General features: G+C 62.1%; 17 protein-coding genes. All 17 read left to right on the top strand.

The features are described from left to right. The first annotated feature begins 94 nt into the window (after nt 1-94). Nucleotides 95-565 carry a hypothetical protein gene (locus WGC32_RS13165; protein WP_342682534.1) on the top strand — a complete coding sequence of 157 codons (471 nt, stop codon included), beginning with the start codon at nt 95-97 and terminating at the stop codon, nt 563-565. Beyond that, nucleotides 562-1,605: a glycosyltransferase family 4 protein gene (locus tag WGC32_RS13160; protein ID WP_342682533.1), complete on the top strand. Its 1,044-nt coding sequence runs from the start codon at nt 562-564 to the stop codon at nt 1,603-1,605. Before WGC32_RS13165 ends, WGC32_RS13160 begins: the two co-directional genes overlap by 4 nt. A gap of 794 nt (nt 1,606-2,399) precedes the next feature. Then, nucleotides 2,400-3,125 (top strand): hypothetical protein, encoded by a 726-nt coding sequence (locus tag WGC32_RS13155; protein WP_342682532.1) that lies wholly within the window; start codon nt 2,400-2,402, stop codon nt 3,123-3,125. Then, nucleotides 3,097-5,274 (top strand): hypothetical protein, encoded by a 2,178-nt coding sequence (locus WGC32_RS13150; protein ID WP_342682531.1) that lies wholly within the window; start codon nt 3,097-3,099, stop codon nt 5,272-5,274. Before WGC32_RS13155 ends, WGC32_RS13150 begins: the two co-directional genes overlap by 29 nt. Beyond that, nucleotides 5,271-6,374, top strand: a complete 1,104-nt coding sequence (locus WGC32_RS13145) for a polysaccharide pyruvyl transferase family protein (protein ID WP_342682529.1) — start codon at nt 5,271-5,273, stop codon at nt 6,372-6,374. Before WGC32_RS13150 ends, WGC32_RS13145 begins: the two co-directional genes overlap by 4 nt. Next, a complete protein-coding gene (locus WGC32_RS13140; RefSeq protein ID WP_342682527.1) occupies nt 6,371-7,573 on the top strand; it encodes a Coenzyme F420 hydrogenase/dehydrogenase, beta subunit C-terminal domain in 1,203 nt (400 codons plus the stop codon). The genes WGC32_RS13145 and WGC32_RS13140 overlap by 4 nt, the downstream gene beginning before the upstream one ends. A gap of 970 nt (nt 7,574-8,543) precedes the next feature. Further along, on the top strand, nt 8,544-9,770 hold the full coding sequence (locus WGC32_RS13135; RefSeq protein WP_342682526.1) for a lipopolysaccharide biosynthesis protein: 1,227 nt from the start codon (nt 8,544-8,546) through the stop codon (nt 9,768-9,770). Continuing rightward, entirely contained in the window at nt 9,767-10,912 is a 1,146-nt protein-coding gene (locus WGC32_RS13130; RefSeq protein ID WP_342682524.1) for a glycosyltransferase family 4 protein, read from the top strand. Before WGC32_RS13135 ends, WGC32_RS13130 begins: the two co-directional genes overlap by 4 nt. Continuing rightward, nucleotides 10,909-11,913: an acyltransferase family protein gene (locus WGC32_RS13125; RefSeq protein ID WP_342682523.1), complete on the top strand. Its 1,005-nt coding sequence runs from the start codon at nt 10,909-10,911 to the stop codon at nt 11,911-11,913. Before WGC32_RS13130 ends, WGC32_RS13125 begins: the two co-directional genes overlap by 4 nt. Further along, nucleotides 11,910-12,617, top strand: a complete 708-nt coding sequence (locus WGC32_RS13120) for a glycosyltransferase (protein ID WP_191510714.1) — start codon at nt 11,910-11,912, stop codon at nt 12,615-12,617. The genes WGC32_RS13125 and WGC32_RS13120 overlap by 4 nt, the downstream gene beginning before the upstream one ends. Next, the gene (locus tag WGC32_RS13115; protein ID WP_191483333.1) at nt 12,614-12,964 is read left to right on the top strand and encodes a DUF2304 family protein; all 351 of its coding nucleotides are present in this window, start codon (nt 12,614-12,616) and stop codon (nt 12,962-12,964) included. The genes WGC32_RS13120 and WGC32_RS13115 overlap by 4 nt, the downstream gene beginning before the upstream one ends. A gap of 197 nt (nt 12,965-13,161) precedes the next feature. Continuing rightward, complete coding sequence (locus WGC32_RS13110) at nt 13,162-14,217, top strand: hypothetical protein (protein WP_342682522.1); 1,056 nt, start codon at nt 13,162-13,164, stop codon at nt 14,215-14,217. A gap of 4 nt (nt 14,218-14,221) precedes the next feature. Further along, nucleotides 14,222-16,333 (top strand): hypothetical protein, encoded by a 2,112-nt coding sequence (locus WGC32_RS13105; protein WP_342682520.1) that lies wholly within the window; start codon nt 14,222-14,224, stop codon nt 16,331-16,333. Continuing rightward, nucleotides 16,330-17,055, top strand: a complete 726-nt coding sequence (locus WGC32_RS13100; protein ID WP_342682519.1) for a hypothetical protein — start codon at nt 16,330-16,332, stop codon at nt 17,053-17,055. Before WGC32_RS13105 ends, WGC32_RS13100 begins: the two co-directional genes overlap by 4 nt. Before the next feature lie 16 nt (nt 17,056-17,071). Further along, complete coding sequence (locus WGC32_RS13095; protein WP_342682518.1) at nt 17,072-17,326, top strand: phage holin; 255 nt, start codon at nt 17,072-17,074, stop codon at nt 17,324-17,326. After that, entirely contained in the window at nt 17,316-18,083 is a 768-nt protein-coding gene (locus tag WGC32_RS13090) for an N-acetylmuramoyl-L-alanine amidase (RefSeq protein ID WP_342682517.1), read from the top strand. The genes WGC32_RS13095 and WGC32_RS13090 overlap by 11 nt, the downstream gene beginning before the upstream one ends. Continuing rightward, complete coding sequence (locus WGC32_RS13085; protein WP_191510465.1) at nt 18,080-18,367, top strand: hypothetical protein; 288 nt, start codon at nt 18,080-18,082, stop codon at nt 18,365-18,367. The genes WGC32_RS13090 and WGC32_RS13085 overlap by 4 nt, the downstream gene beginning before the upstream one ends. The last annotated feature ends 120 nt before the right edge of the window (nt 18,368-18,487 follow it).

Below are 18,487 nucleotides of genomic sequence, written 5' to 3'. Positions count from 1 at the left end.
TGGGCTTTATTTGCGACACCGCCGCGTTGCCCGCAGCTGAGTTGCGATTGACACCGCAGCGCGAATTCCGCCCCGGGAGGGAAGGAGGAAGATGATGAAGATTATGACAGCGGAGACATTTGTCCCCTTTGGAAAAAAGCCGGCGCTCTCCGCCGCCTCCCTTGCCCGCTGGCTGGAGGCGGAAGGGGCTGCGGCCGAAGCCGTCTCCCTTCCCCTTTCCCCTGGGAAGGAGGGGGAGCTTGCCCAGCTTTTTTCCCGGCGGCTGTTTCATCTGGAGCACGCCTGCGGCCTTCTCATCCCCCTGGATCTCACAGCGGTGCTGCTGCCCCACCCCCATAAGGTGGTTTGGATGACAGGGCCGTTTCCTCTTCTGGGAGATGAAATCCTGGATCAGTACCGGCTGCGGGCCGTTACCCGGGGCCTTGGGGAGGCGGAGAAAATCTTCGCCGCCGGGGAGGAGCTGGCGGACTGGCTGGCCCAAAGCTGCCATGTCCGGGCAGAGCTTCTGCCCCTGCCCGGGGATGATAGGGCGGGACGGGAAGCGGCAAGGAGGCTGATGGGATGAAAATCGCGGTGGCAAACGCCCAGATCCCCTTTGTGAAGGGAGGGGCGGAGGTGCTCTGCGACAGCCTCTGCCGGGAGCTTATCCGCCGGGGCCATACGGTGGAGAAAATCCTCCTGCCCCTCCAGGAGTTTCCCCCTGGCCGGCTGATGGAAAATGTACTGGCGGCAAAGCTGATGGAGATCCCGCAGGCGGACCTGCTCATTGCCCTGAAATTTCCCGCCTATCTTATCCCCCACCCCAACAAGCGGTATTGGATCATCCACCAGCTCCGTCAGGCCTATGACCTCTACGGCACCCCCTTTGGATACCGGGACGCCCCGGCTCTCAGAGCGGCCATCGCCCGGGAGGATACCGCTGCGTTGGGGGGAGCAAAGGGGACGATCTATACCATCAGCGACCTGGTGTCCCGGCGGCTTTGGGAGGCAAACGGCATCCCCTCCACCCCCCTTTACTGTCCCCTGGATGAGCCGGAGTCCTTCTCCCTGGCAGGATACGGGGACTACGTCTTTTACCCCAGCCGGGTCAACGCCCTCAAGCGCCAATCCCTGCTGGTAGAGGCCATGGCCTATACCCGCACCCCGGTGCGGCTGCTGCTGGCCGGGCGGGGGGACAGCGGGGAGGAAGAAAAGCGGATTATGGCGCTGATCCGGGGCCGGAGGCTTCAGGAGAAGGTGACCTATGAAAACCGCTTTATCTCCCAGGAGGAGAAGCTCCATCACCTGGCCCGGTGCCTGGCGGTGGCCTTTGTGCCGGTGGAGGAGGACTATGGCTACATCACGCCGGAGGCCTTTGCCTCCCATAAGGCAGTGCTCACCTGCACCGACTCCGGCGGGCCGCTGGCCTTTGTGGAGGATGGGGTCACCGGGTTTGTCCGCCCGCCGGAACCCCGGGCCCTGGCCCGGGCCTTGGACGGGCTTTACGTCCACCGGGAGAGGACAGCGGCCATGGGCCAGGCGGCCTGGGAAAAGCTGAAAGGGATGGATATCACCTGGGATCATGTGATAACGGCTCTAACGGCGGCCCCTGCCGGGGCAGGATGACGCGCCCTGAGTTTCATTCGCGGCATTGCCGCGGCACACGCGATTTTGTTGCGAATGATGCCACAGCGCGGCTTGGCTGCGGCGACTCGCCGCCCGCGGCACCCGCGACTAAGTTACCCATTGCGCCACAGTGCGATATCCCCCACCGGCAGGTGGCGCTCCTGCGGAGAGCAAGACGCGCCTTAAGTCTCGTTTGCAACACCGTCCGCGGCACCCGCGATTTTGTTGCGAATGATGCCACAGCGCGGCTTGGCTGCGGCGACTCGCCGCCCGCGGCATAATTAAAACCACCGTCCGCGACACACGCGTTTTTGTTGCGAACGACACCACAACGCGGTATCCTCCACTGGTAGGTGGTAGCAGCCCCTCATGCCGGGGCGGGCACATCCTTTTCTCTCAAGAAAAGGATGCAAAAGTGATCCAAGGGGGCGGCGGCTGGCTGCCGCATAGCCTTTTCTTGATAGTTATGTCCTTTCCTCCAACACAGCTCTCCTGGGAATACGCCTCAGTCGCCCCATGGCCGCCTCTCCCCCTTGGATATCCCCCGCGCCTAGCGGCGAGCAGGACGCGGCCCTAGCGGGCAGCAAATCGCGCCCGCGGCATAATTAAAACCACCGTCCGCGACACACGCGTTTTTGTTGCGAATGGCACTACAGCGCGGCTTGGCAGCGGGCACTGCCCGCGCCTAGCGGCGGGCAGGACGCGCCCTGAGTTTTGTTTGTGACACTGTCCGCGGCGCACGCAAATAGGTCTCGATTGAAACCACAGCGCCGCCCCGGGAGGGGAGGAGGAAGATGATGAAGATAGGATACTTTGCGCCGGAAGGCCGGGAGGACACAGTAAAAGCGGCCTTTTCCGCTCTGGGCCGGGTGGAATGCCTCCCCCTTCCAACGGGGGAGACGGACCCGGCCTCCCTTTCCGGCTATGACCTTCTCCTCTATCGCCTGGGGGATGACTGGGACCGCTACGGCTCTGTCTATAACCTGGCCGGAGCTTATCCGGGGGTGATGGTCATGGAGGACGCCAGCCTCCGCCGGTTCTTTGGGGGATACAGCGAAGCCCGGGGAAAAGATGGGACAGCCCTCTTCCGCCGCCTTTACGGGGAGCGGGCCCTCCGAGATTTCCGGCGGCGGAAAAACCACCGGCGGCATGGCGATCAGGCCGATCCCGCCGCCTACAGCCTTCTGGAGGGGATCCAGGACCGGGCTTTGGGCGCCATCGCCCTTTCCGCCCCGGCGGAGGGGGCCCTCCGAATGGCCTACAGCGGCCCCATAACGCTGATGATACCGGGTTGCCGGGAGGAAAACCAGGCGGCCGCCCGGCGCCTTTGGGAGGAAATCCAGTTTCTGGCCCCGTCCCGGCGGCTCATCGGCCGGATCGCCGGAAAACTCCGGGACACCCAGAAAGACTACCGGCCTCCTCTTTGCCGGAAGGCGGCGGAGGAAATCGAAGATCTCTTTTACATCCAAAAAGGGGAAGGGAGGAATTTCATTGACGGGATGGAAGGAAAAACTCGGTGAGGAGAAAACAAGGGTGACCCTGGCCCTGGTGCTGCTGTTTGTAGCGTCGGCCCTGCTCCGGACGGTCTGCGCCCTCAGCTTTGGGGAGCGGAGCATCTTTTATGACGAGCTGCTCCACTGGAAGACCGGCCAGTCCCTGGCCCAGACGGGGAAGATCGCCCTGCGGGGGTTAAACCTCAGCTATTCCGAGGTGCTCTACTCGGTGGTCATCGCCCTGTGCAACCTGCTGTTTTCCGACGGACAGGCGGCCTACACGGCGGCATTGGTGGCCAACTGCATCCTGATTTCCGCCGCCGTTTTCCCCATCTACATCATGGCCCGCCGGATCATCGGGGAGCGGAAAAAGGCGTTTTTCCTCTGCGCCGTCATCTCCTGCCTGGCGGAGCTGTCCGTCTCCATGCGCATCTTCCAGGAAAGCTTGTACTTTCCCCTGCTCATGGGCTTTTTCTGCCTGTTCACCCTGCTTGTCACAGGGGAGAAGCCGCCTACAGTGCCCAAGATGGTGGGCCTTTCCGCTTATACCCTTCTGGTGACCTCCTGCAAGCAGATGGGGCTTGGGATGGTGGCGGGGATGGCCTGTTACTTTGTCTATGTCCTGGTGACGGAGCGGGAACACCGCCGGCAGAATCTCATGAATGCCGTGGCCTATTTGGGCTCCTTTATAGCTTTTTGGCTCAGTTATAACCGGATTTATTTCCTGCTCAACCAGTCCCGGGGGGCCACCAGCAGTGCGGGCGCCCTCTCCCTCCTCTTTCAAAACCTCTCGGACCTTTCTGTCTATCTGCAGGCCTTTGTCATGGCCCTCTACTACCTGGCGGGGATCATCCTGCTGATGGGCATTTTTGTGGTGCTGCTCCCCTGGGCGATGTGGCGCCGGCTGCTCCCCCAGGAAAAGAAGCTGCTCATCCTGACGGCAGGAGCCATCCTGGCCACGGTGGGGATGCTCTGCTTTACCGTGGCCCTCAATGAAAGCGAGTCCCAGGGCATCCGGCTCCATTTCCGGTACCTTTGGTATATGACGGCGCCCTTTTTGGCCCTGTTTTTCGCCCTGTATCCCCGGCTGGGGGACAGGCGGCCGCCCGCCCGTTTTTTTGCCCTGGGCGGCGTCTTTATGGCCCTGATGACCTTCTGTTTCCTGCTGCCCATCGGCGCCGGAACCGACTGCCCCAGCCTGGAACTGCTCCTGAAGCTGGCCCAGGCCGGCGGGGTGGAGATCATCCGGGCGGCGGCGGTCATCGCCACCATCCTGGGATGCTACCTCCTCTTTGTGAAAAAGGCCAAGGCGCTGTACCTGTGGGTCTGTCTGGCCCTTGTGGCCAACGGCCTCATAGGAAGCGCTTTCCAGTACGCCACCATGGCGGGATACCGGGAGAAATTCGCCTCCCGGGACGCGGCGGCCCGGCAGATCAACGACTATCTCATGGGGGAGGTCACCCCGGGCAACGAAAATATCCTGCTGGTGGCTCCCGGCAAGGTGGGCTTGGCCCTGGAGGAGTGCTGGCTGCAGCTTCCCTACTACTTCTGCACCTCCGCCAACCTGGGGGTAGATGAAAAGGGAAACCTGGCTCCGGAGCTGACACAGCTGCAGGGGCTCAACGACACCTTTACCACCGTCCGGGTCAGCGAGTGGGATTATATCGTCAGCAAGGAGGAGCTGGACATCTCCGGCTATGACCTGGCGCTGCGCAATGAAAGCGGATATGTCTACAAAGAAAACGGAGCGCCTAAACGGCTGCGGGGCAAAATCCAAGAAAAGGATATCTACGAGGACCGCTGGGTGGGGGAAGAGGCGTCTCTGGAGATCTGGATGCCCACCGACGCTAGGGAGATGGTGCTGACCTTTCAGGCCGACACCATGCATTTTGACCGGCTCTCCGTCTCCTGCGTGGACGGCGCCGGCCGGGAGCAGGAGATTGTGGTCACCGGCCAGGAGGAAACCTATTCCCTGACCCTGACCCGCACCTCCCCCGACCAGGACTTTCGGGTGACCTTCCTGCCGGAGCACACCTTTGTCCCCGCCGAGGAATTAGAGGGCTCGCTGGACACCCGCTCCCTCTCCTTCCGGATCCTGGAGGCCGAGACCGATTACGCCCCGGAGGAGGAGTCCGGCGGATGGGAGCCCATGGCGGGCCAGGAGGATACCCAATGAAAATCGGAATTTTGACCTATTTTTTCGCTTCCAACTACGGGGCGGCCCTGCAGGCCTGGGCTCTCACCCAGCTGCTCAGGGAGGCCGGGGCCCAGGCGGAGCTGATCAACTACCGCTGCCCCGCCCTGGCCCGGCCCTACGCCCTGGATCAGATCGCCGCCAAAGGGGCGGGCGGCTATCTTTTGGGGGTGGCGGGGCATCTGGCCCGGCTGCCCCGCCGGGGAAAATTTTCCTCCTTTGTAGAAACCATGCCCCTCAGCCCCTCGGTGACCCGCCGGGAACTGCCCCAGCTGGGCCGGGAATACGACGCCTTCCTCACCGGCAGCGACCAGGTGTGGAACTGCCAGGTCAACGGAGGGGATCCCACCTATCTCTTGGACTTTGTCCCGCCGGACGTGGCAAGGCTCAGCTTTTCGGCCAGCTTCGGTTTTTCCCACCTTCCCCCGGGCCAGGAGGAATTTTACCGCCGGCACCTGCAAAAATTTCAGAACCTGTCGGTGCGGGAGGAATCAGGAGCCAAGATCATCGGACAGCTTCTGGGACGGCGGGCCCAGGTCACCCTGGACCCCACCCTCCTTCTGCCGGGCGAGGCGTGGGAGGCCCTGGCGGCAGGGGAGCCGGCGGGCCGAACCCCCTATATCCTGGTCTATCAGCTGGGCTTTTCCAGCGCCATGCTGGATTTTGCCCGGCAGCTGGGGGAGAAAACGGGATATCCCATCCAGGTGGTCTCCCTGCCTCTGGGCAGGCCCCTCCGGGCCAGGTGGCGGATGGACGCCGGCCCGGCCCAGTGGCTGGGGCTGATCCGGGACGCGGAGTTTGTCGTCACCGATTCCTTTCACGGCACGGTGTTTTCCATCCTGTTTCACAAGCGGTTTTTCACCGAGACGGGAGGATCGATCCAAAAGACCAGCGGCCGGATCGGCCACCTGCTTTCCACCCTGGGCCTGGAGGGGCGGATCCTCTCCCCGGGACAGCTGGACAGCTTTTCCCGGGAAATCGACTACAGCGGGGTGGAAAGGAGGCTGGAAAGGGAGCGGGAAGCATCCCTCCGGTATCTGAAAAAAATCGCGGGGCTCACCCAAGGAGGAGAAAACTCATGAAACTCTGGGAGAAAAAAGAGGACTGCTGCGGCTGCACCGCCTGCAAAAGCGTCTGCCCTACCTCGGCCATCACCATGTTCCGGGATGGGCAGGGTTTTTGGTATCCATCCATTGACCCGGAAAAATGCATCCAGTGCGGCATGTGCCGCCGGGTCTGTCAGTACATCCACGAAAAAGGCTCCATTTCCCTGCCCCCAAGACAGGAGGGCTTCCCACGATTTTACGCGGCAAAGCACAAAAATCCCCAGGTGGTGAAGGACAGTTCCTCCGGCGGATTTTTTACCGCGGTGTCCGACCATCTGCTGGCCCAGGGCGGTGTGATCTACGGCGCCGCCTTTGCCGGGGATTTTTCCGTCGCCCATATCCGGGGGACCACGGCGGAGCAGCGGGATGGGATGCGGGGCTCCAAATATGTCCAAAGCCGGGTGGGAGACGCCTTTTTGGGGGTGCGGGAGGATTTGGAGCAGGGCCGTCCCGTCCTCTTCACCGGCACCCCCTGCCAGGTCCGGGGACTGCGCCATTTCCTGACGGCCCGGCGTGTTCCCGCCGACGGCCTCATCCTCTGCGACTTTATCTGCCACGGCACCCCCAGCTCCCGGCTGTGGGAGGATTACCTGGCCCGGCTGAAAGGGCGGTACGGCCCATTAGAGGATGTGGAGTTTCGCAACAAGGACCGGGGCTGGAACCGGACCCGGATGAAAATCCGGGCGGGGGACCGGATTTTGGAGGAGAGCTGGGAGGATAATCCCTTCTACCGGCTTTTCTGGGCAGGGGTTTGTCTGGCCCCCGGCTGTTACCGGTGCCAGTGCGCCAGCCTCCACCGGGCCGGGGATCTGACCATGGCGGACTTTTGGGGCGCCGAGCATACCCATCCCCGGATGGACCAGGGCCAGGGGGCCTCTCTGGTACTGGTCAATACTCCCAAGGGGGAAAAGCTGCTTAAGGAACTGGCCCCTGTCCTCTCCCTGGAGAGGGCGGGGGCGAAGGAGTTTTTTCAGCCCAACCTGGCGCGGCCCACCGCCCGGCCGCCCCGAACCGACCAGTTCTGGGAAGAATACCGCCGGGAGGGCTTTGACTTTGTCCTGCAAAAATACAGCCGCCTCTCCCTGCCCCAGCGGTTGGTAAAAAAGGTGGCGGCTCCCCTGCTCAAAAAAGCCGGGCTCTATGAGAAGGCGGCGCGCGCCTGGCGGCGGCCCTAGCGGGCAGCTAGACGCGCCCACGGCTTAGCTAAAACCACTGTCCGCGATGCCCGCAACCATGTTGCGATTGACACATAAGCGCGATATCCGCCCCGGGAGGGGCGCGACCTGGATGCGGGCACTGCCCGCCAGCACGATATCCCCCACCGGCAGGTGGATGGCGGCCCCTCATGCCGGGGCGGGCACATCCTTTTCTCTCAAGAAAAGGATGCAAAAGTGATCCAAGGGGAGCGCCCCTTGGATATCCCCCTGATGGGGCGCGTTGCTTTTCCAACGGTATGGGCGGCGATTTTTTCTCGATTCGCGGGGGCGAAGCCTGAGGAAGTCCCCCGCTCAATTCGAAAAAATCGTCGGCTTCCGCCGAAACCGCCCATGTGCCTTTGTTTTTAGCGGTGACATTGCCGCGTTGCACGCGTTTTTGTTTCGATTGACATATAAGCGCGATTTGGCAGCGACCACTGCCCGCCAGCGTGATGTCCCCCACCGGCAGGTGGGCCCCTATCGGGGCGGGATGACGCGCCCTTGGTCTTGTTTGAGACACTGTACGCGATGCCCGCAACCTTGTTGCGATTGAAACCACAACGCGGCTTGGCAGCGGGCACTGCCCGCCATCCTTTTCTTGAGAGAAAAGGATGCAAAAGTGATCCAAGGGGTGCGCCCCTTGGATATCCCCCTGGAAGGGGCGCGCCTAGCGGCGAGCAAGCTGCGCCCTTGGTTTTATTTGTGACACTGTCGCGGCGCACGCAAATAGGTCTCGATTGATACCGCAACGCGATATCCTCCGGCGGTAGCCGGCCCCCGCTCAGTTCGAAAAAATCGTCGGCTTCCGCCGAAACCGCCCATGTGCCTTTGTTTTTAGCGGTGACATTGTCGCGTCGCACGCGTTTTTGTTTCGATTGACACCGCAACGCGATGTCCGCCACCGGTAGGTGGTGGCAGCGGGCACTGCCCGCTTAACGGAGGTGGTGAAATGAAAAAAAGAGGCGCTTTTTTCTGGAATATGGCGGGGTGCACCGTAAATGCCGGCGCAACAGTGGTCCTATTGGCGGCGGTGACCCGGATCTGCGGCGCTGAGGAAGGGGGAGTATTCTCCATTGCCTTTGTGACGGCCCAGATGCTCATGACCCTGGGCGCCTTTGGGGTCAGGGCCTACCAGGCGTCGGATATGGAGGAGGAGTTTACCTTTCCCCAGTACCTGACCCACCGCCTTCTGACCTGCGCCCTTATGGTAGGGGCCGGGGCCTCCTGGGCCTTTCTCAGCGGCTACCGGGGGGAAAAGGCGGCGGTGGCTGTCCTCCTGTGCGTTTTTAAAATGATCGACGCCCTGGCCGATGTGCTGGAGGGCCGCCTCCAACAGAAGGGGCGGATGGATTTGGCGGGAAAATCTTTATGCCTGCGCACCCTCCTTTCCACTACCCTGTTTGTGGCGGCCCTGTGGCTGACGGAAAAGCTCACCTTCGCCTGTATCCTGGCGGTGGCCGGGGCGGCAGCGGGGCTTGTGGCCTTTGGCCTTCTCCCCTGCCGGCGGTATGCCAGATTGGCCCTGACGGGGAAACTCCGGCCGGTGGGGCAGCTCTTTGCCCGATGCGCCCCGCTGTTTTTCTCCCTGTTTATCCTGGCCTATCTGGTCAACGCGCCTAAATACGCCATCGACCGGCTGCTGCCGGAGCAGTACCAGACCTACTATAACATCATCTCCATGCCCGCCCAGGTGATCTATCTCTTTTCCACCTTTATTTTCAAGCCCATCATCACCGACCTGGCGGAGGATTGGCAGGCGGGGCGGAGAAAGAAGTTTCGAGGGGCGGTGACCCGGCTGCTTCTGTTCACCGTCGGGACGACGGCAGCGACCCTGGCCGCCGCCTTTGCAGCGGGGATCCCGGTGCTGGAAGGGATCTACGGGGTGGAGCTTTCCCCCTACCGTACCCATCTGCTCCTCATCCTGGTGGGCGGCGGCCTCCATGGGACGGCCAACCTTCTCTACTATGTGCTGACGGTGCTCCGGTGTCAGGGCAGTATCTTTGCCAGCGCGGGAGCGGCCTTTGCGGCGGCGCTGCTTCTGCCCGGCGCTTGGGTTTCCGCCGCCGGGATGATGGGAGCGGTGCTCTCCTATGGGACGGTGATGCTGCTCCTGGCGCTTTTGATGCTTTTCTTCCTGGGCTGGAAATATCACAAGGAAAGGGGAAAACAAGGGTGAAAATATGTATGGTGGTGGGCCACTTTTACCCCCATGTGGGCGGGGTGGAAAAACTGTTTATGGATTTGGCCCACAGCCTTGCCCGGAGGGGCCATGAGGTGCGGGTTATCTGCTGTGAGGAGCCGGGAGCCCGGGGCCGCCGGGAGATGGACGGCTACGAGATCTTCTACTACCCCTGGCCCATCCTCTTTGGCCATCCCCTGGTCCGGGGCCGGGACCTGGCGGAACATATCCGCTGGTGCGACGTCGTCCATACCACCACCTTTACCCCGGCGCCCCCCGCCCGGCGCCAGGCCCGGCGGCAGGGCCGCCCCATTGTCCTCACCGTCCACGAGGCTTTGGGGGAAAGGTGGGGATGGATTGAGGAAAATCCCCTGAAGGCGGCGGCCTTCCGGGCCTTTGAGAAATACGTCATCACCCGGGACTATGACTTCTGGATAGCCGACTCCCTGGCCACCCAGGCGGATATGGAAAAGCTGGGGATCACAGAGCGGGTTGGATGCGTCTATCCCATGGCCGCGGCTCAAAAAGCCCCGCCCTCCCTCGGAAAAGGCGGGGAGCTGGGGGAATACTTTGGCCTCCCCCAAAAAACCCGGGCCTTTCTCTATTACGGCCGGCCGGGACAGCCCAAAGGGATTTTTGTCTATCTCAAGGCCATCCGGCTCCTTTTGGAGAGATATGGGGAGGCGGCCTTTGGGGACACGCGGTTTTGCTTTATCCTGGCAAACGACCCAAAGGCCCAGAAGGATAAATTCCTCTCCCTTGTCAAAGAATATGGACTAGAGGGGAAGGTCATCGTCCGGGACCCGGTGGAGCGGGAGAGGCTTTCCGCCATGATCCCCCAGGCCTTGGCGGTGGTGGTCCCCTCCATCACCGAAGGATTTGGATATTCGGCGGTGGAGGCCTGCGCCCTGGGGGCCCCCCTCATCCACAGCGACGGAGGCTCCCTGCCCGAGGTGGCCTATGGCCGATGCCTTCCCTTCCGCAACCGGGACAGCGGGGATCTCTGTGAAAAACTGTGGCAGGTGATCTCCGGCAAAGCCCAGTTTCGGCAGATTCCGGCCAAGGAGTTTTCTCCCCAGGCCATGGTGGCGGCGGTGGAAAACATCTATGGGAAGATGCTGGGAGGAAAAGGACGATGAAAGAGCGGATTTTGTGGCTGGACTGCCTCAAGGGCTTTGCCATCCTGCTGGTGGTGCTGGGCCACTGTATCCACACCATGGCCGGGCCGGGCGAAACCCTATGGGGCGGCGCCCTTTATCTGATCTACTGCTTTCACATGCCCCTGTTCTTCGCCGCCAGCGGCTATCTTTACGGCCCCCGGGGGGAAAGGTTCCGCCAAAGCCCCCAGGGGATGGGCGGCTACATTCTTTCCCGGGCGCTGGCCCTGGGCATCCCCGGGGCGGTGTTCGGCCTTGTCCAAGGCATCCTTTCCTTCACCCGGCAGACCCAGGGCAGCCTGGGCCAGCGGCTGCTTTCCGCCGGGATGGAGGGGGTAGCCGCCTACTGGTTTTTGCCGGTGCTCATGGCCCTGTCGGCGCTCCTCCCCCTGTTAGACGCCCTTCTCCGTCGGGAGGGAGCGGTGGCGGGGCTATTGCTCTTTTCCAGCCTGCTGGCGGGGATTTGGCATAACGGGGCGGGCGTCTTTCTCTTTTACGGCTTCTGCTTTTATGGCGGCGCCCTGCTGGAGCGCCATCCCAAGGCCCTGGAGGGCGGCCCCCTGCCGGTGGTTTTAGCCGCCTCCCTCTTTCTGGCGGGGGCGGCGGTCAGCTTTTTTGAGCGGGATGGGGCCCTCATTACAGACTTATATCTCAAAGCCCTGCTCGGCGTCCCCGGGGCCTATGCCTGCCTGTGGCTGTTCCGGCGGCGGAAGCTTCTGACCAGGTGGAAGTTCCTGGCCCGGATGGGGCGGGATACCCTGGCCGTCTATCTCCTCCACGGCTTCTGCTATGAGGGGGTATGGGTCCTTCTTGGTCTGGCCGGCTGGGGGATCCCCTGGCTTGGCGTCCCGCTGGGGACGGCCGCCGGCATTTTGCTCCCCATGGGAGCGCGGGCCCTGGCGGGGAAAAATAAGCACCTGGATTTTCTCTTCTCCCCCGGGCCCATCCTCAAAAAGTACATGTGCAAAGGAGGCAAAGGATGAAAACCCTCATCATCATCCCCGCCTACAATGAGGCGGAACATATCGCCCAGGTGGTCGGTGAAATCAAGGCGGCGGCGCCGCAGGCCGACTGCCTGGTGGTCAACGACTGCTCCCGGGACGCCACCCAGCAGGTGTGTATGGAGCGGGGGCTGTCCTTTGTCAGCCTGCCCTTAAACCTGGGCATTGGAGGCGGGGTCCAGACCGGCTATCTCTACGCCCTGGACGGGGGCTATGACATCGCCGTTCAGATGGACGGGGACGGCCAGCATGACCCAGCCTATCTGGAAAAGCTCATCGCCCCCATCCAGCAGGGGGAGGCGGAGGTGGTCATCGGCTCCCGGTTCCTCACAGGGGAGGGATTTCAGTCCTCCGGGCTGCGGCGGTTTGGCATCCGCTTTCTCAGCGGTCTCATCCGGCTGTGCAGCGGCATCCGGGTCAGGGATGTGACCAGCGGCTTTCGGGCGGTGAACCGCCGCTTTATGGAGATTTACGCCCGGGATTACGCCCAGGACTACCCTGAGCCGGAGGCCATTATCGCCGCGGCCATGTTCGGCGGCCGGGTGAAGGAGGTGCCGGTGGTCATGCGGGAGCGGGCCGGCGGGGAATCCTCCATCAAAAGGTGGAAAACGGTGTATTATATGCTGAAAGTCTCCCTGGCCATCGCCCTGTACCGGCTGACCTTCCGGAAGGAGAAAAAAAGATGAATATGGTGCTCCGTTTCTTCCTCTTCTGCGGCCTGCTCCTCTATTTCTACCTGATCCTCCTGTTCCTCAAAAGAAAATCCCTCAACCTGAAATACTCCCTGCTCTGGATCTTTTCCGGCGTCCTCATGCTGGTGTTCATCCTCTTCCCCACCCTCATCAACTGGGCGGCCCGGCTGCTGGGGGTGGCGGAGCCCATGAACACCATCTTTGCCCTGGGGCTTTTCTTCACCATGACGATCCTCATGTCCATCACCGCCATCGTCTCGAAATTAAACGACCGGATCAAACGGCTGATCCAGGCAAACGCCCTGCTGGAGCGCCGGATCCGGGAGCTGGAGAAAAAATAAAAAGCCATGATATCACGCCCGGAGGCAGAAACCCGCCTCCGGGCGTTTGCTGTGGGAAAAGGAGGCCGGATTCAGGGCCAAACAGCTTTTGTCCAGCAAGGCAAGGCCATGTTGCACAGGCCCCTGCAACCGGCAAACCAAAAGGGAGGATGGATGTAGGGAAAAATACCCGAAGAAAAAATAAAGGCGGTGGAATGATGAAAATATGGGTCAAAGGCCGCTCCCTGCTCCATGACGGCGCCCCTCTGGGGATGCAAAACGACAGCGGGGTGGAAAGGGTGGAATTTATCCTGGAAAAGGGGGAAGAGCCCCTGCCCCTGTCCCAGGGGATCGCCTGCCTCAGCTTCTGCCGGGCCGACGGCTTTCAGGGGATGGTGCCTCTACAGAAGGAAGCGGGGGCCGGCGGCACGGTACTCCTTTGGCAGGTGAGCAATGAGACCACCTGTGTGCCGGGGCTTCTCCGGGTGCAGCTTGTTGTCAGCGGCTTGGACGCCAGGCTGTGGCACAGCGAGGTGGTCTCCCTCCAGATTGGGGAGGGCATTGCCGGGGAAGATGGGCAGATCATCCCCCTAGAGCCTTTGGAGGCGGAAAAGCGCCCCTCCATCACGGTGGTGGAGCGCCGGCTCCAGATCCCCTCGGTTTATCAGAAGATCGCGGTGCGAAACGACGAGAACTCCCAGTCGGTGCTCATCCGCCTCCCCCGTTATTACGGCGGCGTGGATCTGTCCGGCTACGAAATCTTCCTCAAGACCATCTCCTCCGGCGGCCGGGACGACCTGCACCTGGCAAATCCCACCGTGACCGACGGGGAGATCCACTGCGTGTGGACCTTGGCTCCTCCCCAGACCTCCTATGCGGGGATACTGCGGCTGCAAATCTCCATCAAGGGGGAGGATTTCCAGTGGGAAAGCCAGCCGGGCCAGGTGGAGATTGTGGAATCCCTGGACGCTGGGCCTGTGAACCTAGAGGCCCCCACAGTTTTGGACAAGATCCTCTCCCAGGCCCTGGCCGCCGCGGCCCAGGCCAGCGCCGCCAGCACCGCGGCCCAGCAGTGGGCCCAGAAGTCGGAGCAGGCCGCCTCCCACGGCCCGGTCATCGGTGAGGACGGATGCTGGCAGCTGTGGGATGGGGAGCTTGGGGCCTATGTTTCCAGCGGTGTCCTGGCCGAGGCAGATTTTGACAGGGCGGATTTTCAGGTGGACGAAACCACCGGCCGGCTGATGCTGGATCTCGATTTGGATGAGGAGGAATGAAGGGATGAAAGATTTAGGAAAGGTTTCCCTGACGCCCCGGGGAGATTATGACGCCCAGGCGTCCTACGAGCGGCTGGATATGATTTATGACCCCCAGAGCAACCAGTCCTATCTGGCCAGAAAGGACGCCCAAGGGGTTCCCCTGACCGACACCGATACATGGATGAAGTTTTCCACCGGAGGCAGCGGCGGCGGTGGAACCCAAGGCCCTCCCGGCCCCCAAGGTCCCGAAGGCCCCCAGGGTGAGCAAGGTCCCCAGGGCGAACAGGGCCCCCAAGGAGAGCCGGGAGAGGACGGCCAGGACGGCCACACCCCGGTCAAAGGGGTGGATTACTTCACCGAGGCCGAAATCGCGGAGGTGGCCCAGGACGCCGCCGATCTGGTGGATATCTCCGGCAAGGCGGATAAGGTCGGCGGCGCTGCCTCCGGCCACCTGGCGGGGCTGGATGCTTCCGGCAACCTGACCGATTCCGGAAAAGCAGCCGCCGACCTGGTGATCTCGGTCAACGGGGTAGAACCGGACGAAACCGGCAACGTAGTCATTGCCGCCGGGCAGGGCCCCAAAGGCGATCCCGGCCCTCAAGGCCCCCAGGGAGAACAAGGACCGCCGGGAGAAACAGGAGCGACAGGCCCCCAAGGCCCGGCTGGTCCCGAAGGTCCTCAGGGCCCCCAGGGTGAGCAAGGTCCTCAGGGCGAACAGGGCCCCCAGGGAGAGCCGGGAGAGGATGGCCAGGACGGCCACACCCCGGTCAAAGGGGTGGATTACTTCACCGAGGCCGAAATCCAGCAGGTGGCCCAGGACGCCGCTGAATTAGTGGATATCTCCGGCAAGGCGGATAAGGTCAGCGGCGCTACCTCCGGCCATCTGGCGGGACTGGACGCTTCCGGCAACCTGACCGATTCCGGAAAAGCTGCCGCCGACCTGGTGACCTCGGTCAACGGGGTAGAACCGGACGAAACCGGCAACGTAGTCATTGCCGCCGGGCAGGGCCCCAAAGGCGATCCCGGCCCAGAAGGCCCCCAAGGCCCGCAGGGAGAACAGGGTCCCCAAGGGGAACAAGGTCCAGCTGGTCCCCAAGGAGAGCCGGGAGAAGATGGCCAGGACGGCCACACCCCGGTCAAAGGGGTGGACTACTTTACCGAGGCCGAAATCGCAGAGGTGGCCCAGGACGCCGCCGATCTGGTGGATATCTCCGGCAAGGCGGATAAGGTCGGCGGAGCCACCTCCGGCCACCTGGCGGGACTGGACGCTTCCGGCAACCTGACCGATTCCGGAAAAGCAGCCGCCGACCTGGTGATCTCGGTCAACGGGGTAGAACCGGACGAAACCGGCAACGTAGTCATTGCCGCCGGGCAGGGCCCCAAAGGTGATCCCGGCCCTGAAGGTCCCCAAGGCCCCGAAGGCCCTCAGGGCCCCCAGGGTGAGCAAGGTTCCGAAGGCCCGCAAGGCCCCCAGGGCCCGGCAGGGGAAACGCCGGAGAAAGGGGTGGACTACTTTACCCCAGCCGATATTGCGGAGATTGCCCAGGACGCCGCCGATCTGGTGGATATCTCCGGCAAGGCGGACAAGGTCAGCGGTGCTGCCTCCGGCCATCTGGCGGGGCTGGACGCTTCCGGCGATCTGACGGACAGCGGAATCGCCTCCACGGCGGTTGTCCGGTCGGTTTGTAATGTTTCCCCCAATACCAGCGGCAACGTCACCCTCTCCGCCTCCAATGTCAGCGCCATCCCTACCAGCCAGAAGGGAGCGTCCAGCGGCGTGGCCTCCCTGGATACCGCCACCAAGGTGACAGCGGCCCAAACAAGCGCGGACATTATGACCACATCGGGAACAGCGTTGACCCTCAGCTCTACCTATGCCGGGAAGCTGGTGAAGTGCACCAGGTCTTCCGGCACCTGCACCATCACCATCCCCTCCAATACCACAGCGTCCCTCCCGGTGGACACCGAGATCGAGATTGTGAGATATGGGGCGGGAGAGGTGACCATCTCCCCGGCCTCTGGGGTCACCCTCTACAGCAAGGACAGCGCCAGGAGCATTGCCAGCCGCTACGGAGCGGTGAGCCTGAAAAAGATGGGCACCAACGAATGGTGGATGGTAGGTGATCTGGAATGAGGATGAGTTTCCGAAGGGCGCTGCTTGCCCAAGGCGGTATTCCCCCAGTGCCCACTTCCTGGGCCGCCCACGGGGTGGTGGCCTCCACCGGCAGCTGGAGCCCCGATACGGCAGGATGGTACCGTTTCTATGTCATTGGCCAGGGGGGAGATGGAGGAAGCGGCGACCAACGATATAGCACAAGCTCTATGCTTATTAACCGTGCCGTAGGGGGAGGCGGAGGCGGCACCGGAGGCGTCGCCGTCCATCAGCTCTACCTTACCCCGGGGAATAGCGTATCCATTACAGTGGATACTACTCAAACAGAGCTGTCATACGGCGGGGAAACTGTTACCGCAACAGCCGGAGGCAATGGAGGGAGCGGCGTCGCCAACACGTTAAGCGCCGGAGTTGGGGGTTCCGGAGGAACGGCTACAGGAGGGAACGTTTCCAACATCGACGGAAGCCAGGGAGGCAACGGCGCTCTTAACAGCAGCGGATCCAATGAGTCGCCCCTTTCCGCCCAGGGAGGGGCAGGAGGAACGCCAACGGCAGAGATGAAATATGTGGCCTCGGCAGCCTCAAGCGGAGCGGCCACCGGCGCGGCGGCCCCCTACAGCACGGATGTGTCCAATCCACAACTAGGAGGCGGTGCTTCCGGAGGTGGCGCTAGAAGCAGGGGTTCCGGATATAGCGGCGGGGCGGGAGCCCCAGGCGGCGTGGTCATCGAGGCCGGCGCGTAGAAAGGAGCGAATACATATGAAAAAGATATCTGCGGAAACCATAGTGAGAACGATTGTGTTAGCCTTTGCCCTTCTCAACCAGGTGCTGACCATGTTCGGGGTCAACCCCCTCCCCTTCTCAGAAGAGGAGGTATACCAGGGCTGTACCGCCCTGCTGACGGTGGCCTCCTCCCTCTGGGCCTGGTGGAAGAATAACTCCTTTACCCAGGCCGCCATTCGGGCCGATGAGGTCCTCAAGAAAAATAAGGAGGGCGCGGATAATGAGCAATAGCCCTCTAGTGAACTATGTTAAGATCAGCCCCAACAAAAACAGCCCCCGAAATCACAAGATCGATACCATCACCATCCACCACATGGCGGGAAACCTTTCGGTGGAAACCTGCGGCAACCTGTTTGCATCCTCTTCCCGGCAGGCCAGCGCCAACTATGGCATCGGCAGCGACGGCAGGGTGGGCATGTATGTGGAGGAAAAAGACCGCTCCTGGTGCTCCTCCAGCGGGGCCAACGACCATCGGGCCATCACCATTGAGGTAGCCAACGACCAGATCGGGGGAAACTGGCATGTCAGCGATACCGCCTTAGAGAAGCTCATCGAGCTTTGCGCGGATATCTGCAAAAGAAACGGCATCCCAAAGCTCAATTACACCGGGGACACAAAGGGCAATCTGACCATGCACAAGTGGTTTACGGCTACAGCCTGCCCTGGGCCTTATCTGGAGAGCAAGTTTCCCTACATCGCGGAGCAGGTCAACCAGAGGCTGGGAGGCTCCGGCGGGGAAGCCGTGAACCCGGATGATACCCTCTACCGGGTGCAGTGCGGGGCGTTCAGCAAGAAAGCCAACGCCCAGGCCATGGCGAAGCGGCTGGAAGCCAAGGGATACAGCACCTATCTGGTGCAGGTAGACGGCCTCTACAAGGTGCAGACGGGAGCCTTTTCGGTAAAAGCCAATGCTGACAACCTCTGCGAGAAGCTCAAAAAGGACAGTTTCTCCGCCTTTGTGGCAAAGGGAGAGGAGGGCCTGGCATGAACTGTGAAGCCTGCCCCCAGGAGGACCGGATCAAGGCGCTGGAGGAGGACAGCCAGCGCAACCAAAAGACCCACAAGGAATTTTTCAGCAGGTTTGAGGCCCTCAACCTGGAGGCGGCCGGCATCCAGAAGGACTTTCAGAATATCCTGCTGGTCCTCAACGAGGTGAAAGCGGACGTCAAAGAGCTCAAGGACAAGCCCGCCCGCCGGTGGGAGAGCGTGGTCAACCTAGTGCTCCAGTGGGCGGTGCTGGGGCTTTTGGCCGCCGCCATGATCTTTCGATGAGAAGGGAGCGTTGCAGAATGAAAACCTGCAGCGCTCCCATTTTCGTTTTTCGGTGGAAGCCTGAGACCGGGAAAGCACCGGGAAAGCAGAGAAAAACGCGGAGTTTTCCACAAAAAAGGG

Source organism: Zongyangia acetica (genome assembly GCF_038739695.1).
Classification (GTDB): Bacteria; Bacillota; Clostridia; order Oscillospirales; family Ruminococcaceae; genus Zongyangia; species Zongyangia gallinarum.
The sequence above is the reverse complement of the archived record's forward strand: the minus strand, read 5'-3'. Positions and strand labels throughout refer to the sequence as shown.

Excerpts from the sequence above, each read along its gene's own strand:
- WGC32_RS13165 (WP_342682534.1), top strand. The coding sequence starts at position 95 with ATGAAGATTATGACAGCGGAGACATTTGTCCCCTTTGGAAAAAAGCCG.
- WGC32_RS13160 (WP_342682533.1), top strand. The coding sequence starts at position 562 with ATGAAAATCGCGGTGGCAAACGCCCAGATCCCCTTTGTGAAGGGAGGG.
- WGC32_RS13155 (WP_342682532.1), top strand. The coding sequence starts at position 2,400 with ATGATGAAGATAGGATACTTTGCGCCGGAAGGCCGGGAGGACACAGTA.
- WGC32_RS13145 (WP_342682529.1), top strand. The coding sequence starts at position 5,271 with ATGAAAATCGGAATTTTGACCTATTTTTTCGCTTCCAACTACGGGGCG.
- WGC32_RS13140 (WP_342682527.1), top strand. The coding sequence starts at position 6,371 with ATGAAACTCTGGGAGAAAAAAGAGGACTGCTGCGGCTGCACCGCCTGC.
- WGC32_RS13135 (WP_342682526.1), top strand. The coding sequence starts at position 8,544 with ATGAAAAAAAGAGGCGCTTTTTTCTGGAATATGGCGGGGTGCACCGTA.
- WGC32_RS13125 (WP_342682523.1), top strand. The coding sequence starts at position 10,909 with ATGAAAGAGCGGATTTTGTGGCTGGACTGCCTCAAGGGCTTTGCCATC.
- WGC32_RS13120 (WP_191510714.1), top strand. The coding sequence starts at position 11,910 with ATGAAAACCCTCATCATCATCCCCGCCTACAATGAGGCGGAACATATC.
- WGC32_RS13115 (WP_191483333.1), top strand. The coding sequence starts at position 12,614 with ATGAATATGGTGCTCCGTTTCTTCCTCTTCTGCGGCCTGCTCCTCTAT.
- WGC32_RS13110 (WP_342682522.1), top strand. The coding sequence starts at position 13,162 with ATGAAAATATGGGTCAAAGGCCGCTCCCTGCTCCATGACGGCGCCCCT.
- WGC32_RS13105 (WP_342682520.1), top strand. The coding sequence starts at position 14,222 with ATGAAAGATTTAGGAAAGGTTTCCCTGACGCCCCGGGGAGATTATGAC.
- WGC32_RS13100 (WP_342682519.1), top strand. The coding sequence starts at position 16,330 with ATGAGGATGAGTTTCCGAAGGGCGCTGCTTGCCCAAGGCGGTATTCCC.
- WGC32_RS13095 (WP_342682518.1), top strand. The coding sequence starts at position 17,072 with ATGAAAAAGATATCTGCGGAAACCATAGTGAGAACGATTGTGTTAGCC.
- WGC32_RS13090 (WP_342682517.1), top strand. The coding sequence starts at position 17,316 with ATGAGCAATAGCCCTCTAGTGAACTATGTTAAGATCAGCCCCAACAAA.
- WGC32_RS13085 (WP_191510465.1), top strand. The coding sequence starts at position 18,080 with ATGAACTGTGAAGCCTGCCCCCAGGAGGACCGGATCAAGGCGCTGGAG.